Source organism: Glutamicibacter sp. MCAF14, from assembly GCF_052114325.1.
Classification (GTDB): Bacteria; Actinomycetota; Actinomycetes; order Actinomycetales; family Micrococcaceae; genus Glutamicibacter; species Glutamicibacter arilaitensis.
Map to the genome: position 1 here is coordinate 123,788 of NZ_JBFREO010000005.1, position 15,000 is coordinate 138,787.

Sequence of the window (15,000 nt, forward strand, 5' to 3'; positions counted from 1 at the left end):
GATGATGCCCACTGGAAAATTAGCTGGTGGCTACCGTTTCGCCATAGCTTGGTTCACGCTTTTTGAACCATCTGATGACTACTGACGTCACCGGCACAAATATAATCTCCACGGCTGTCTTATAAACAAAGCCCACCGCGACATAGTTAATGAAGCTGGGTGCATCGGCGATGCCGATTACCGGCGCAGCAATAGCGCAGAAAATCAGGGTGTCGAGGAATTCGCCCACGCCGCTGGATCCGATCAATCGGAGAATCAGTCCGCGCTCCCCCGAGCGTTCCTTGAGTTTAACCAGCACCCAGGAGTTGGCAAGCTGGCCCACCAGGAATCCGCAAGCGGAGGCAACGACAATTTGCCAGATTGGGCCAAGGGTCCGTTCCAGGGCTTCTTGCCCGTCATAGAACTCAGCCGAGGGCAGCTGGATCATGACCCAGAAACAGAACACGGCGAAGAACGCCAAAGCAAAAGTCACCAGAATTGAGCGACGCGCTGCCTTCAATCCATAGACTTCGGAAATGACGTCGCCCAGAATGTAGGCCAGCGGGAAGAGGAAGAACCCGCCGTCAGTAATGAGTGGTCCGAAGCTGACGCCTTTCGAAGCGCCAATATTCGAAAGAATCACGACCGCACCCATCATGGTGAGGACCGTGGAGAAGTAGGGAGAACCGGCAGAAGCGAATACCGCACTCTTGGTTCGGATCAGGTTGTTGTCGGCGTTGGAGTCGCCCATGAATTTTTCCTTGTCAAAGTGGTTCGCCAGAACGTCGCTAAAGGGGCACAACCCAGCCCAAGTTTTAAAAGGGGTGAGGGTGCTATGCCTACGCGCTGTCCCGCTGTATTAGCACTTACGCAACAAGTATCCCATGCATCACTATGTACACAGATCTCGCCTTTATCCGTCAACCATGTTTCAGAAATCAAATAATTGTTAAATTGGTATCTCACTTGTGAATCTTCGAACCATAAAATCGAGGAAACAAATAATGCAGTGACTGCTCTCCCATACTTCAGCATGAATTTTTTCATTTTTTGAACGCGTTCAAATTATTGCTAGAATCGAATTCAAGTTCTCCTGTCCAAAAGGCCACATGACCACGCAACCTCGCACCGAAAAAGGTCGTCAGACCCAAGCCAAGCTTTTAGCGACCGCTCTGGAGTGCTTCGCCCAGGACGGCTACAAAGCTTCGAGCATGCGCGCCATTGCCTCAAACGCAGGGGTTTCCCTGTCCCATGCGTACTACTACTTCAAGTCCAAAGAGGACATTGTGGCTCAGCTGCTGCTGAACCTGCGCAAGGAGCAATACGACCAATGCTCTGGAATCCTCGATGAGGGAAACACCCTGGAAACCAACATCCGCACAGTACTCGACGCCGGTGTACGAACACTTTCCGGCTACCACGATTTCGGCCCGCCATTCCTGCGCCTGTTGCTCTCACGCGATCTAAGCGATGACGAAATTTCAAGCATTGAATTAGAACTATGGGAGAAGGTTGTGTCCGGGTCCCGCCCGCTGCCCCCGTTGGGCATCCGCCGTGACTTGCCAAAGTTCTTGTTACTGGTCTCCCGCCAGGTCTTTTCAGCGTGGGCCTTCGACCAGTCCCCGCAGCAACGACGTTCCAGACTTCTCATGAAGAACATGGCTCCAGTGGTGGCCAAATTTGCGGTGCTCTGCCGCTTACCAGTAGTGCGTTCCCTTTTTGAAGATGTCCTGGCACTCATGGACCCTGGACCTGCAGAAATTGCTGAAGCTGCGGTCCCGAAACCGGTACCGCTGAGAAAGCAAAAAGCCTCTTAGGAATCAGTGCGTCCTGCTTACTGGCTGTCCCCCGGACACAGAGTTCCGTATCACAGTGTTTTAAGGCGTAAAGTCGAAGGTGCCGATAGCCACTAGAAGGTCACTTAGCGAACCAAAAGGAGAACGCAGCACTATGAGCCCAATGGCGCGAGAACTGCCTAGCTGGACCCACGACTACGCCACCGTGCGTGATCGTCTTGCTTCCTTTCCGAATCAATATGAGATTCGTTCGGTCAATCAGGACGGCGACGACGTGGAAATATTGCGCTACTGGCCTGAGGCGTCATGGACCGCACCGGCCGACGCCCAGCGGCTGATCTTCTTGGGCGCACCGAACGACAGTACCGCTGCGGCATTATCCGAGTCCGGCTGGCAGCCGGTGACCACCATGCATCTGCTGGCAGGAAAACCAGATGACGTTGAACAGGTCGTCAAGCTCGCAGATACATCCGGGCTCTTTGAAGCGCCGATGGATAATTATGACGTCGTTGAAGTCACTGACTTCGACCGCCCGGTAGCCCGAGGCCGCATGCATTACGGTGAAAACTACGCGCTACTCACCGACCCGGACCTTTTCGCTCCTGCCGACCCCGATACCGCACGCCGCGCAGTTCTCGCTAACTTCGCGGGTGCCGCTTTTGGCCACGGACTTCCTTGGCTACTGTTAGTAGCCAATGCCGAACATGCCGACCAGCTTCCTGAAGGCTGGTCCAAAGCAACCATGCTCAGCTTCTGGCAACATAGCTAACCCCGCCCCTTCCCCTACCCGCTCTATCCACAATTGAGACTATGACTAATACAAACACTGCCTCCCCAGCCATGACCTTGACTATCGCTGGGTCCGAAGCCACCGGTGGCGCAGGCGCCCAGGCCGACTTGAAGACATTCCAGGAACTGGGAACCTACGGCATCGTGGCCTTAACCTGCATCGTCTCCTTTGACCCTAAGGATTCGTGGAACCATCGCTTCGTCCCTGTTGAGCAGCAGGTCATCGCAGACCAGCTGGAAGCTATCCAGACCTGCTACGAAGACAAGTTGGGGACCGTAAAGTTGGGCATGATGGGCTCGCCCGCAACGATTAATACCGTTGCTACCGCACTGAAATCCCAGAAATGGGATAACGTCCTGCTCGATCCCGTGCTGATCTGCAAGGGCCAGGAACCAGGCCACGCACTGGATACCGACGAAGCGCTCAAGGCAAACCTGTTGCCGCTGGCTACCTTCGTCACCCCAAACCACTTCGAAGCGGAACAGCTTTCGGGAATCAAGATCACCACCGAAAGTGATCTGATCGAGGCTGCCAAGAAGATCCATGAGGTCTCCGGCGCAGCTGTCCTGGCCAAGGGCGGGGTTCGTATCGCGGGCGAAGATGCCATCGATGTCTTCTACGATGGCACCACCTTGGAAGTTCTGCGTGAAAAGAAGATCGGCGAAGTCGCGGTCTCAGGTGCAGGTTGTTCGCTAGCTGCTGCAGTAACTGCAGAGCTGGCCAAGGGAGCTACCCCATTGGCGGCTGCCCGCACTGCCAAGGCTTTTGTTACTGAAGGCATCCGAAATCGCGTTTCTGGCAATACCCCGTTTGATGCGCTCTGGCAGGGCGGACGCCGCTAAGCGTTCGCGGTTGCGCAGTTTGCTGGCCAATTTCGTTGGGAATTGGCCAGCAAACTGCTTTAACTGTGGGCTAAGCCATTGGTCTGGGCCAAGCGCACTTGTTATGGTTGTTCTGGAATTATCCAGAATTAATGCGTGGACATCCACGGGGAAGGGCGGTCGGCTATGCAAGCCACTTTGACGCTCTGCCCGTTCGTCTGCGTATCGAACGGGGTTGGCACCGGAATCTCGGCTTAGGGTCTGTACCCTGGGCAATTCTTCTGCACCCACTAATTCCTCGACTCACGGCAGACCTCATCTCTTTTTGAAAACTAATGATTCCGCGCGCCCGAAAGTTCGCGCGGACTATTTGAGGATTTTCCATGCAGCCATTAACCGAAAAAACCATTCGCTCTTCCTTCGTCAACGCCAGCCGTCAGGAAGCCAAGAAACTGACGTTGCCCGAAAACTTCGACTCCCTCGACTGGGACTCCTTGGAGTACCTGGGCTGGCGGGATCCGAAGATGGTCCAGCGCGGCTATCTTTTCCACACCGATGACTCGGGCCGAACCCGCGGCATCCTGCTGCGTCCCACCGATGGCGGCCGCAAGCCGACCAACGCCGCCATGTGCGAAATGTGCCGTGACGTGAACATCCCTTGCGCCGTAGGAATGTGGACGACTAAGCGCGCCGGCCAAGCCGGACGTGACGGCGACACGCTGGGAACGCTGATCTGCTTGAACTTCGAGTGCTCGCGAAATGTGCGCATTCCGCCTCCGAAGAATCCGATCTATCCGGATCCGATGGTGGTCGTTGCCCAGCGCATTGAGCTGCTCGACGAGCGAGTGCAGAGCTTCTTGAGCCGACTCTAAGCGGATAATTCGAGCAACCTGATTTCCTTGCGACCCGCCCAGCAAATAGTGAACTGGTGAGTAACAAAGTGTTTAATTTTTCTAAAAATTATGCACCCCCACCAGGCCTTGCTGGGCGGGTTTGTTGCGGTGGTGCGCGGAATTTATTGTGAAACACCCAAGCCAGCACGGTATCTAATCAAAGATAACTGTTCAATAACCCCTTGATATATGAGCTAGGTCACCTAAGATTCCAGCTAGAGGTATACGCACCAGCGGACGTTTACCCCGGACGATCTTCAAAGCTCGCACCGCTTTAATATCGGCCGCCCATGACGGGAGCAGTACCGCTATCCAGCCCAGCTAGGAGAATCATGGTCACTCGCCGCACGCAGAAGGTGCCGCACCTGATTTTGGGATCAGCCACTGCACTTGCATTGGCTGTTACCTTGTCAGGACCGGCAAGCGCAGCAGGAATCCCCCAACCAGGTGACGGTGAAAACGCCGCATCTTTGCCAATCACCAGCTCATCAGCACTTTCCAACCTGAAAGTCTCCGGACCGCTGGCCAAAGCCACCGGTGAAGTCTCTGTCTACGTCCAGCTCCAAGGCGATGGCGCCTTCGAGACTGTAGAGAAGTCAGGCAAGAAGAAGGACGCCGCCAAGGTCAAGAAGATCGGCAAGGAGGTCAAGGCCAAGGGCAAGCAGCTGGCGGCCGAGGCCAACTCCAAGGTCATCTACACCACGCACAATGCACTGAAGGGTGTAGCCCTGACCGGTGATGCCGCTGACCTGCGAAAGCTTGCACAGCGTAGCGACGTTGCCAAGATCAGCTCCATCGTTCCCAAGAAGCCTTCAAACCGCAGCTCGGTAGTTGATACCGGTGCTCTGGAATCATGGAAGTCCCTGGACAAGACCGGCGACGGCGTGAAGGTAGCTGTCTTGGATACCGGCGTGGACTACACCCACGCAAGCTTCGGCGGCCCAGGCACCTTGGAAGGCTACAAGGAAGCGCAGGCTTCTGAAGAACTGCCAAGCGCAGACTCCGGTCTGATCGATAGCAACAAGTTCATTGGCGGCTGGGACTTGGTTGGCGATGACTACAACGCTGATTCCTCCGCCGATACCTACCAGCCAATCCCTCATCCAGACCCTAACCCGCTGGACTGCCAGGCTGCCGGACACGGTTCCCACGTTGCCGGCACCACCGCAGGCTACGGCGTCAATGCCGATGGATCGACTTTCACCGGGGATTACTCCTCGCTGGATGCCGATGCATTGTCAGAGATGAAGGTCGGCCCGGGCTCGGCTCCTAACGCTCAGCTCATCGGCATCCGCGTCTTCGGTTGCGGCGGTTCTTCCTCGGTCGTGGGCCAGGCACTGGACTACGTGCTGGATCCAAACGGCGACGGCGATTTCTCCGACCGTGCAGACGTGGTCAACATGTCTCTTGGTTCCGATCATTCCCCTACGGAAGACCCTGAAAACGACATTGTCGATGCCTTGAGCGCGGCCGGCATCCTTTCGGTTGTCGCCTCCGGCAACGCCGGCGATGTCACCGATGTCGGCGGTTCGCCAGGCAACTCCCGTTCCTCGCTGACCGTGGCCAACTCCATTGGATCGCATGTCACCTTGGACAAGATCCAGATCGATGGTCCAGAAGACGTTGCCGGAGCGGCCTCGGGCCAGTACTCGGCTAACTTCAACTACACCAACGCGGATCCAGCTGCGCTGTCCGGCGAGGCCGTCATGGCCCCTGCCGATAACGCTTTCGGTTGCGACGCATTTGAACCAGGTTCATTGGAAGGCAAGTGGGTTTGGCTGCAGTGGAGCGAAAACGGCGAGTTCCCTTGTGGTTCCGGCGTTCGCTTCAACAATGCTGAAGCCGCCGGTGCCACCGGTGTCCTGCTGGATGCAGAATCAAACCTGTTCGATGCAGGTATCGCTGGCAACGCGACCATCCCAGGTGCGCAGTTCACCCTGGATGAGTCCAACAAGCTGCGTCCGGCAGCTGAAGCTGGCACCTTGAAGGTCACCTTGTCACCTGATTTCGTCGGTGGATCCTCCAGCGAATCAGGCGTTGCCGATACGCTGAATTCCTCGTCTTCACGTGGCGTCCACGGTTCCAATGGCGTGGTCAAGCCAGATGTGGCTGCTCCAGGCACCCAGATCGGTTCGGTTGGCGTTGGTACCGGTACGGGCACTGCCGTAATGACCGGTACGTCGATGGCAACCCCGCTGGTTGCAGGTATCGCGGCATTGGTTCTGGAGGACAGCGACTACAGCCCATACGAGGCTAAGAGCGTCATCATGAACACCGCCGCAACCGATATCAAGGATGCCAACGGGAACGCCTATGGCCCGAACCGTGTTGGTTCCGGCCGTGTCATGGCTGATGCAGCGCTTGAGACCCCTGCCTTCGCGTACGATTCTGAAGCAGCGGATCTGACCAGCGTGGTCTTCGGTGTCATCGAAGTCGATGGCAAGAAGAACTTCAGTGCCAAGCGTGAAATCACCGTCGAGAACACCAGCGACAAGGCGCAGACCTACGACGCCAACTACGTCGCTGCGACCACGATCCCAGGTGCGACTTTCACCCTGGATCGCAACAGCGTTACGGTTCCAGCTGGCGGTAGCGCCAAACTGAACGTCACTTTGAGCATCGACCCGCAGCAGTGGGCCAAGACCATCGATCCAACCATGGCTACCACCCAGTCGGGTCTGGCTCGCGCTTGGGTTGCCGACGTTAGCGGCCGCGTGGAACTGAGCGCAAGCGATGTTCCTACCCTGCGCATTCCAGTCCAGGCAGCACCAAAGCTGAGCGCAGACATGGAAGGCAAGCTCAAGAAGCTGAAGAAGGGCGCGGATACCACCACCCTGAGCCTGAAGGGCAATGACATCACCGCTGGTGAAGGCGCCACTTCGGTCACTTCCCTGCTCGGAGCATTCGAGCTGGGCGCTTCAAGCGAACGCGGCGATGATTCGCTGGACAACATCCCTGCTGCCCGTTCCATGGACCTGAAGCACGTTGGCGCATCGAGCACCGCTCCGCGAACCGGCATTGCTGACGGCCAGCTGAACATCGGCATTTCCACTTGGGACAATTGGGCCCACCTGGCTGGCGGTACCGAGCTGGATGTCGAGATCGATACCAATGGCGACGGCGAGGCTGACTTTGTCACCTTCAACGCGGCATTCGACGAAGTAGACCTCGATTTGGCTGCGACCTTCAACCTGGCTACCGGAGAACAGGTCGACCTGCAGCCGGTGAACGGTGTCCTCGGCGATGTCGATACCAACACCTACGACACCAACGTGGCGATCCTGCCAGTTTCTCTCTCGGCCCTGGGCCTGGATGAAGACTCCAAGGAAATCTCCTACCGTGTCCTTGGCTACTCCTGGTACAACACCGATGACAACGGTGCGATGATCCCAGTTGACCAGACCGACTGGATCGAGTTCAACGTGGCTGAGCCACAGGTTGATTTCGGCGCGGAAGGCAGCCTGTTCACTGATCTGAAGGGCACCAAGATTCCAGTAACCGTTGCTGATTCCAGCAAGGCCTCCAAGGCCCTGCTGCTTCACATGCACAACGCCAGTGGCGATCGTGCACAGGTGCTGGAAGTAACCGATGGAAAGGTGAAGGGCAAGAAGTAGGCCTCTCGACCTCTCAAGACCAGGCCCGGGACGCTTCCTAGCGAGTAAGGAAGCATCCCGGGTCTACTCTTTTAATTTGTCTCCGTGCGGCTTAGCGTGCGCTGAGCTTCTCCTCGAGGATCTTCACGGCGGCTTCTTTTACCTTGGCCGCGAATTTCCCATCTGCTTTAGCCTCGGCAGCCAGAGCCTTCGCCATGGTGATCGCCGGAGCTGATTCCACGCATAAAGGCAAGGTTCCGCCAGCGGCAACGAACTTCACTGCACGCTCGCCCACCTGAAGGTAACTCACCTGCTTGGCTTCACAGAGGTCATCAGAAATCACGATTCCCTCGTATCCCATTTGCTCGCGCAGCAAGCCGGTAATGATCTTCGATGAAAACGGTGCATCGTTTTTCGCATCTAATTTGGCATAGCGGGCGTTGGAAACCATGACCCACGATTTGTCCTGCTCGATAGCCCGTTCGAAGGGCTGCAGATCACTGGAGTTCGCATCAATTTTCGTATCGGCCACCCCGCTATTGGTATCGGTGTTTTTGGCGACACGGCCCAGCCCGGGGAAGTGCTTGACCACCGGCTGCACTCCTTGGGAATGAAGCGCTTCATTCACTGTTGCCATCGTTTTGGCAACCGCGGTGGCATCGTGGGCGTATTCGCGGCCAAAGTAGCCAATAGGTGCATTGCCGGTGCCGAGTTCGGCAGGAACCACATCAGCCACCGGAGCCAGGTTCACGTTGATGCCCGCCTCAACCAGCTGCTTTCCCACTGCGCCGAGCTCACGTTTCAGCTTCGAGGGGGACCAGCCTCCTTGCGTCAACGCGGTTGGCAGTTCGGTGAAACCCGGGCCCTGCAGCACCCGAACAAAACCACCTTCTTGGTCGGTAGCCACCCATACCGGCAAGTCCGCCGGCACGTTGGCTTCCAAGCTCTGCGTAATTTGCTGAACCTTGGCGGAAGTCTGCTTCACAGACAACTGCGAGCGCCCGCGCAGGAACACATTGGAAATTCCCTGTTTCTTCAGCGCAGAAATTTCAGCTGCACTCGCTCCCGTCGCCGGGACACCAGCCATCACGAGGCTGGAAGCCTGTTCGCTGACGCTTAGTTCGTTTGCCAATGCTTCGGCCTGCTCACGCGGTGAAGGTTGCTGGCTCTGCGTGGGCATCGTGTCGAGGTGGCTGCTAGATGCGCTGCTCTGGCTGGGAGCAGTTGGCTGCGCAGGAGCCGTCGGATCACTGGAGCTGTTGACACTGGTCGTTGGCGTGCTCGGAGCCGGTTTTCCTGCATTCGGCGCACTGCAGCTAGCGAGCATCAGCGTCATCAGCATTCCGGCTGACAAGAGCTGCTTGGCACGTGTTGTCATGCGATCATCTTCCCATCGAAATCTGCGAGGTTCCCGAAGAAGACTCGACGATGCGCTGTCCTTTGGCTGGCCCTAGGCCTGAACCACCAAGAGCTCGTCCCAGTCCGTGGTGCAACGCTGTGAAATGTGTTCACGTTTCATCGACCATTCAGGGCTCTTAGCCATTCCTGCATGCCCCAGGCCGATGGACTTGGCTCCGAAGCGAACGGAAATATCTTGAACTACCGAGGAGACATTTTCTTGTTCTTCGGCAGCCGGATCCGTGCTCTGTCCAAAGAGATCCAGCTGTTGTTCTCCGGGTGAATCACTAAGCCCTGAAAGGATCACTCCCCCGCGGACGTAGTCAATTCCCGGCTGCATCAGGTCGCGCATCGCAGCAATGGCCAGCTTGCTGAGCAGAATGGGATCCCGTGTCGGCCGGGGCAGGCGCACCTGTGCGCTCGGGAAGGACGCTTCTCCCCGGGCGAATCGGCTCGTTCCCGCGGTCACGGTGAGCAGTGCTGCATATCGGCCTTCGCGAGCCAGCCGGCTGGCGGCCTTTTGCGCATAGATCGACATGACTTCTTCCATTGCCTCATGGGTTCGTACCGGAGTGGAGAAGGAACGGGTGAACATGACTTGGCCGCGGTCCGCTCGTTCTTCCACCGGTCCGATGCAACGCTGCCCATTGAGTTCGAAGACCGTTCGCTGCAAGACGACCGAAAACTTCTTGCGGATCGCCAGCGGATCAGCTGCCTGCAGGTCCGCGATGGATTCAATACCCATCGCTGCCAGCTTGGCACCGGTCTTGCGGCCCACTCCCCAGACATCGGTCACCGGCACTCGGTGCAGAATATTCTCCAGCACTTCGGGGTCCATGAGCTGCTGGACGCAGACTCCGCCAAGTCCCGGATTGTGTTTGGCGATATGGTTGGCCAGCTTCGCCAGGGTCTTGGTTGATGAGACGCCAACACACACCGGCAAGCCAATGCTCTGGTCAATGGCAGCACGGATTTGGGCGGCAACACTGCGCACCTGTTCCAGATTGCCTTCCAGCCCGACGAAGGACTCGTCGATGGAGTACACCTCGTGCCAGGTTCCATAACGACCTAGCAATTCCATGACGCGGGCGGACATGTCGCCGTACAGCTCATAGTTGCTCGAACGCACCGCAAGGTTATGGGAGTCCATATAGCGCTGGACCTTGAAGAACGGCTCCCCCGTAGGAATACCCAGATCCTTGGCTTCCTGGGAACGAGCGACCACGCAGCCGTCATTGTTCGATAGCACCACAACCGGGCGATTGCGCAGCGAATAGTCGAAGGCCCGCTCGCAGGAGACGTAGAAGTTATTCACATCCACCAGGGCCACGTGATCAGCGGACATGATGCAGGCACCTGGTAATCACGCCGAAGACGTTGACTTCATCGCCTTCGGTCAGCACCACAGGCAGCGGCGATTCATCGCTGAGCAGCCCGACTTCTTGGCCATCGTTCTGCCAGCGGCGCACCAGCATCTGCCCGTTGAGGTTCACGATCACCACAGAGCCATGGCGCACGGAGAGCGAACGGTCCACGATTACTTCATCGCCGTCATGGATTCCTGCTGATTGCATGGCGTTGCCGGAGACGCGCATGATGAAGGTGGAAACCCGGTCACGCACCAGCAAACGGTTCAGATCCAGGCCGCCGTCGAAATAATCGCGGGCTGGCGAGGGGAATCCCATTGCAGAGACCGCTTGGACCGGTCCATGGCTGGCACCCGGAGGCATCATTTCTTGTTCGTCAGCCACACCCACCACTCCCTGCTGAAAGCTAGTACAAATATTCGAATACTTGATTGTATCGTGTTGCGGCGCAGCACTTCACCTCCAGCGGACTCCCCGTTTGGGTTCGGCAAGACAGTACTTCAACACCACGGGTCAGAGGTGGCAGAAATTATTGGAACCGTTGAAGGAAGGATCTCCTTTACCTGATGCCTGGCTCGCGCGCTGAGCCATGATTTCAGTGATCGGAGCTCGTTCAGGCAACAGCCCCGGAGTGAAATGCTGCGTAGCGGCGACTCATCGATTCGAGATAGGACTTTGTCCGTTCCTGCGCTTGAGCAATACAAGGCTCAAGGCGATAGCCAGTAGCGTCCCGGCACCGGAAAAGATGATAACCAGCTGGGCAGGCTCAACAAACAACCCCGGGGTCCCGACAAGATATCCCAGCGCAACCATGATGTTGATCATCATCCGAAGCTGGGCCCACGCCGCACCATGCCGGGATTCTGGCACGTAGTCGTAGATCGCCGTTCGCACCCCAGTATTATGCAGCCCGTTGCCCACTCCGCCCAGTAAGAAGACCACAGCCAGACCCGCAGGATTAGCCCAAAGCCCCTCAACCAGAATTGCGGCTCCGACTCCAGCACCACCGAGCAGGATCGGCAGCGCGTTGCGCGCGCCAAACCGCTGGTTGCCGCCAACCAGCGAACCGGCCACAGCTCCCAGCGACCAAGCCCCCAGCAGTACCGCGTACCCGGTGTCCGTGGCGGTCACTTCACGCAGATAGAACACCCCGGCCACCCCCTCGGCAGCCGTGAACAACACAATGGCCGCCATTGGAAGCAACAGCACACGCAGACGCCAGTCGTGCAGCAAGACCGCGGTGCTTCGTGCAGCAGCGGCCGCATGCGGCGCGGTAGGCGCGGCGGACGCAGCAGTTTCATCCGGATTCGAGCGCTGCGAAGAAAAGAGCAGCACCGCCGCCACGGCGAGGATCACGAAACCTAACGCCGCGCACCACAGCGCAACACCCAGGCCACGTGCTGCAAAAACGAAGGAAGCAACGGCAGGGGCAATGATGCCGGCCAGCGAGGTCGCCACCACAAGAAAGCTGCTGGCCCGGGCGACGCTGAATCCCCCGCGGATTCGTGGGATGAGTTTGAAGATCACTGCACCGTTGACGACAGCGCAAACGCTGGCCACGGACATCAGAGCCAAGCTGGCAATGATGCTTCCGGCCAGCGCCATGGCTGCAAATACCAGTACGTGCAGACCTAGATTGATGATCCATACGCGCCAAAGCGCAGAACCGTCCACCCAGCGCCCCACCCAAGGAGCAAAGACCACCGGAGGCACCAGCCCTGCCAAGAATAATGCGGTGACGCCCCATGACCCCAGTTCGTCTGCCGCTGCAAGGGTCAAAGCGAAAACGGCCATGCCCTCGCCGAGCATGGAGAAGAAGGCCACGGCAGCAAAGATCACGCAACGCGCTGACGCACCCATGCTCCTCCTGCCTTTGACCACTTGACGGTTGGCCAACTCGATCGACTCCCGCCAAAGTCCTAGTCTAGAGGCAGAAGAATTCACGCCACCTACTGCAACGCACCCAAGGAGTCTCGTGAAGGTATTACTGGTCAGCTGCGGAGATGTCGCTACCGAAGCCGGACTGCGTTTCCACGCCCATGGCCATGAGGTCACTGCCTGGCGCCGCCAGGCAGACAAGCTCCCTGGCCAATTCACAGGCCACAGCGTGGACTTGCTCGTGCCTGCTAAGTGGCCGGCCATCGACCCGGAAACCGACATCGTGGTACTGACCCCCGTTCCGGTCACGCGCGACGCTGAAGGCTACCAACGCAGCTACTTGAACGTGGCCAAGGAGCTGGCTACCCGCGTCGCGGCGGACTGCCCGAAGCTGCGACGTTTCATCTACGTCTCCTCCAGCGCCGTCATGGGCGGTGAAGCAGGTCAATGGGTCGATGAATCCGCGCCGTTGGCTCCAACCCGCGAGACTTCGAAGGTCTTGGCGCAGACCGAAATCGCGCTCGCCGGCAGCGGATTGCCAGTGACCATTTTGCGAGCCTCTGGAATTTACGGACCGGGACGCACCCGCCTGATCGACATGGTTCGCTCAGGCACTGCGCAGCTGCCAATACAGTCGCACTGGACCAATCGCATCCACCGCGATGATCTGGCCCAAGCCATAGTCCATGTCGCCGCTCTTGGCGAGCAGGCAGCGGAACTGTATCTGGCCAGCGACAGCGCCCCGGCTCAGCTCGGCGAGGTCTACGAGTTCCTTGCCAAGCAACTCGACCTACCCGTACCGCCAGGTGCCTCCGAAGCGCCGACACGTAGGGCTGCGGACCGGCGGCTGGATAATGCTCGACTGTTAGCTAGCGGATTACAGCTCGAATATCCCAGCTATGCCCAGGGATATCGCCACATCCTCGAAGGAACTTCCACTCGTCACCAGTAAATTGGCTGGTTGCCGATGAACTGAAATTCGGATCCGCACCGAGTATCTTAAGGGCACCCCAGCCATCAAGCCGGGATACCCCGTGGCGCTGCCCTTCGTTCACGACAGAGAGAGGCGCGAAAGCGCTTGTGCGAATTGTGGTCCTGAATCCCCAAAAGACAAACCGGCTTGCGGTGCATCGAAATGATGCACCGCAAGCCGGTTCTCTTTTCGTTCCGGGTGTGGACCGAAACGCCTAGAAACCCTTACGCAGCGGGTTGAAGTGCCGAGCAATGGAAGGGGCCTGCTGGCCGGTGATCTGGGCAGCGAGGATCTTGCCGGTCAATGGACCGAGCGCAACGCCCCACATGCCATGGCCGCCACCGACTGAGACGCGCGCAGAGCCAGTCTGGCCGACCAGTGGCATGCCATCGGCGGTGCATGGCCGTCCGCCAACCCACTCTTCCTTGCGGTTTTCCCAGTTGATGCCCTTGTAGACCGGGGTCGCAGCGGCGACGATGGCCTCAATACGCTTGGGCTCCAGCTTGTGGTTGACGTCGCGGAACTCCATGGTGCCAGCGATGCGGAAGCGATCACCCAGCGGGGTGCAGGCTACGCGCTGCGCCGGGAAGTAGATCGGGTGCGTTGGCATGTCCTCAGGCTCAACGGTGAACGAATAGCCGCGACCCGCCTGGACCACGACATTCACACCGAACTTGTTGGCCATGTCGGTCATCCATGCGCCGGTAGCCAGCACGACGTGATCAGCAGTGATCGAGCGTCCTTCAGATCCGATGATGGTTACCGATTTTCCGTTATCACGCACATCGGTGACGTTGAAGTTGCCGATGATGTCACCTCCGCGGGCGACTACGGATTCGGCCAGCGATTCCATGAACTTTGGTGGGTTGAGGTAGCGCTGGTTCTTGATGGCTACGCCGGCAGCAACCTTGTTGGATAAGGTCGGCTCAATGCCTCGCAGTTCATCACCGGTGAGCAATTCGTAGTCGACCTCGCCTCCGGTCTTCTCAATCATCTCGAACTCGTGCAGCAACCCGTCACGATCCTTCAAGGAGGTAAAGCCGGTCAAGAAAGGATCTGCTGGCTTGGTTAGCTCTTGCACACCCGGCCCTGCAGTGGTTGCCTGAGCAATTTCGTCAAAAGCGTCCAGTCCGGTTGCTCCGATTTCGGAGTAGACGCGCATGGCTTCTTCCCATTTCCTCGGGGTCGAGTGCCAGGCAAAGCCGATGAGGAAGCGCAGCAGCTTGGCGTCCGCCTTCAGCGGGATGTAGAGCGGAGATGCCGGGTCAAGCATCATCTTCAGGCCGTTCTTGAAAATTGCAGGCTCTGCGATAGGCAAAGTCAATGCCGGCGTCAGCCAGCCAGCATTGCCCCATGAAGAGCCGGCAGCTACACCACCACGGTCCACGACGGTGACTTTAATACCAGCTTCCTGCAGGTACCAAGCGGTTGACAAGCCAACAAAGCCAGCACCAACAACAACGACATGATCTGGCACGGTTACTCCAGCCACAATCCAACCTCCAAGCATTT

12 protein-coding genes are annotated in these 15,000 nt (G+C 57.9%); 6 read left to right on the forward strand and 6 right to left on the reverse strand.

Annotation, left to right across the window (positions count from 1 at the left end; translation table 11 throughout):
* Window positions 1-19: 19 nt before the first annotated feature.
* Window positions 20-730, reverse strand: coding sequence for a queuosine precursor transporter (locus tag AB4Y71_RS12610; protein ID WP_134781121.1), 711 nt, complete (start codon window positions 728-730; stop codon window positions 20-22).
* 358 nt (window positions 731-1,088) lie between these two features.
* Between AB4Y71_RS12610 and AB4Y71_RS12615 the strand changes: the two genes are divergently transcribed.
* From AB4Y71_RS12615 to AB4Y71_RS12635, 5 genes are all read left to right on the forward strand, one after another.
* A complete protein-coding gene (locus AB4Y71_RS12615) occupies window positions 1,089-1,796 on the forward strand; it encodes a TetR/AcrR family transcriptional regulator (protein WP_134781122.1) in 708 nt (235 codons plus the stop codon).
* Between the two features lie 133 nt (window positions 1,797-1,929).
* Entirely contained in the window at window positions 1,930-2,544 is a 615-nt protein-coding gene (locus AB4Y71_RS12620) for a hypothetical protein (protein WP_134781123.1), read from the forward strand.
* A gap of 41 nt (window positions 2,545-2,585) precedes the next feature.
* Complete coding sequence (locus AB4Y71_RS12625) at window positions 2,586-3,407, forward strand: hydroxymethylpyrimidine/phosphomethylpyrimidine kinase (protein ID WP_441720793.1); 822 nt, start codon at window positions 2,586-2,588, stop codon at window positions 3,405-3,407.
* A 362-nt stretch (window positions 3,408-3,769) separates the two neighbouring features.
* Window positions 3,770-4,258: an FBP domain-containing protein gene (locus AB4Y71_RS12630; protein WP_441720795.1), complete on the forward strand. Its 489-nt coding sequence runs from the start codon at window positions 3,770-3,772 to the stop codon at window positions 4,256-4,258.
* A gap of 353 nt (window positions 4,259-4,611) precedes the next feature.
* Window positions 4,612-7,893: a S8 family serine peptidase gene (locus tag AB4Y71_RS12635; protein ID WP_441720796.1), complete on the forward strand. Its 3,282-nt coding sequence runs from the start codon at window positions 4,612-4,614 to the stop codon at window positions 7,891-7,893.
* 91 nt (window positions 7,894-7,984) lie between these two features.
* Here AB4Y71_RS12635 and AB4Y71_RS12640 read toward each other — a convergent pair whose 3' ends face one another.
* The 4 genes from AB4Y71_RS12640 to AB4Y71_RS12655 form a co-directional block, all read right to left on the reverse strand.
* The gene (locus tag AB4Y71_RS12640) at window positions 7,985-9,250 is read right to left on the reverse strand and encodes a glycoside hydrolase family 3 N-terminal domain-containing protein (RefSeq protein ID WP_441720798.1); all 1,266 of its coding nucleotides are present in this window, start codon (window positions 9,248-9,250) and stop codon (window positions 7,985-7,987) included.
* 72 nt (window positions 9,251-9,322) lie between these two features.
* On the reverse strand, window positions 9,323-10,615 hold the full coding sequence (locus AB4Y71_RS12645) for a Y-family DNA polymerase (RefSeq protein WP_102598654.1): 1,293 nt from the start codon (window positions 10,613-10,615) through the stop codon (window positions 9,323-9,325).
* A complete protein-coding gene (locus tag AB4Y71_RS12650) occupies window positions 10,605-11,021 on the reverse strand; it encodes a LexA family protein (protein ID WP_441720799.1) in 417 nt (138 codons plus the stop codon). Before AB4Y71_RS12650 ends, AB4Y71_RS12645 begins: the two co-directional genes overlap by 11 nt.
* Before the next feature lie 270 nt (window positions 11,022-11,291).
* Window positions 11,292-12,497 (reverse strand): MFS transporter, encoded by a 1,206-nt coding sequence (locus AB4Y71_RS12655; protein WP_441720801.1) that lies wholly within the window; start codon window positions 12,495-12,497, stop codon window positions 11,292-11,294.
* Window positions 12,498-12,612: 115 nt separating this feature from the next.
* On the opposite strand from AB4Y71_RS12655, the gene AB4Y71_RS12660 reads away from it, so the two are divergent.
* Window positions 12,613-13,467 (forward strand): NAD-dependent epimerase/dehydratase family protein, encoded by an 855-nt coding sequence (locus AB4Y71_RS12660; protein WP_180993117.1) that lies wholly within the window; start codon window positions 12,613-12,615, stop codon window positions 13,465-13,467.
* A gap of 235 nt (window positions 13,468-13,702) precedes the next feature.
* Here AB4Y71_RS12660 and AB4Y71_RS12665 read toward each other — a convergent pair whose 3' ends face one another.
* Complete coding sequence (locus AB4Y71_RS12665) at window positions 13,703-14,998, reverse strand: NAD(P)/FAD-dependent oxidoreductase (protein ID WP_441720803.1); 1,296 nt, start codon at window positions 14,996-14,998, stop codon at window positions 13,703-13,705.
* Between the last annotated feature and the right edge of the window lie 2 nt (window positions 14,999-15,000).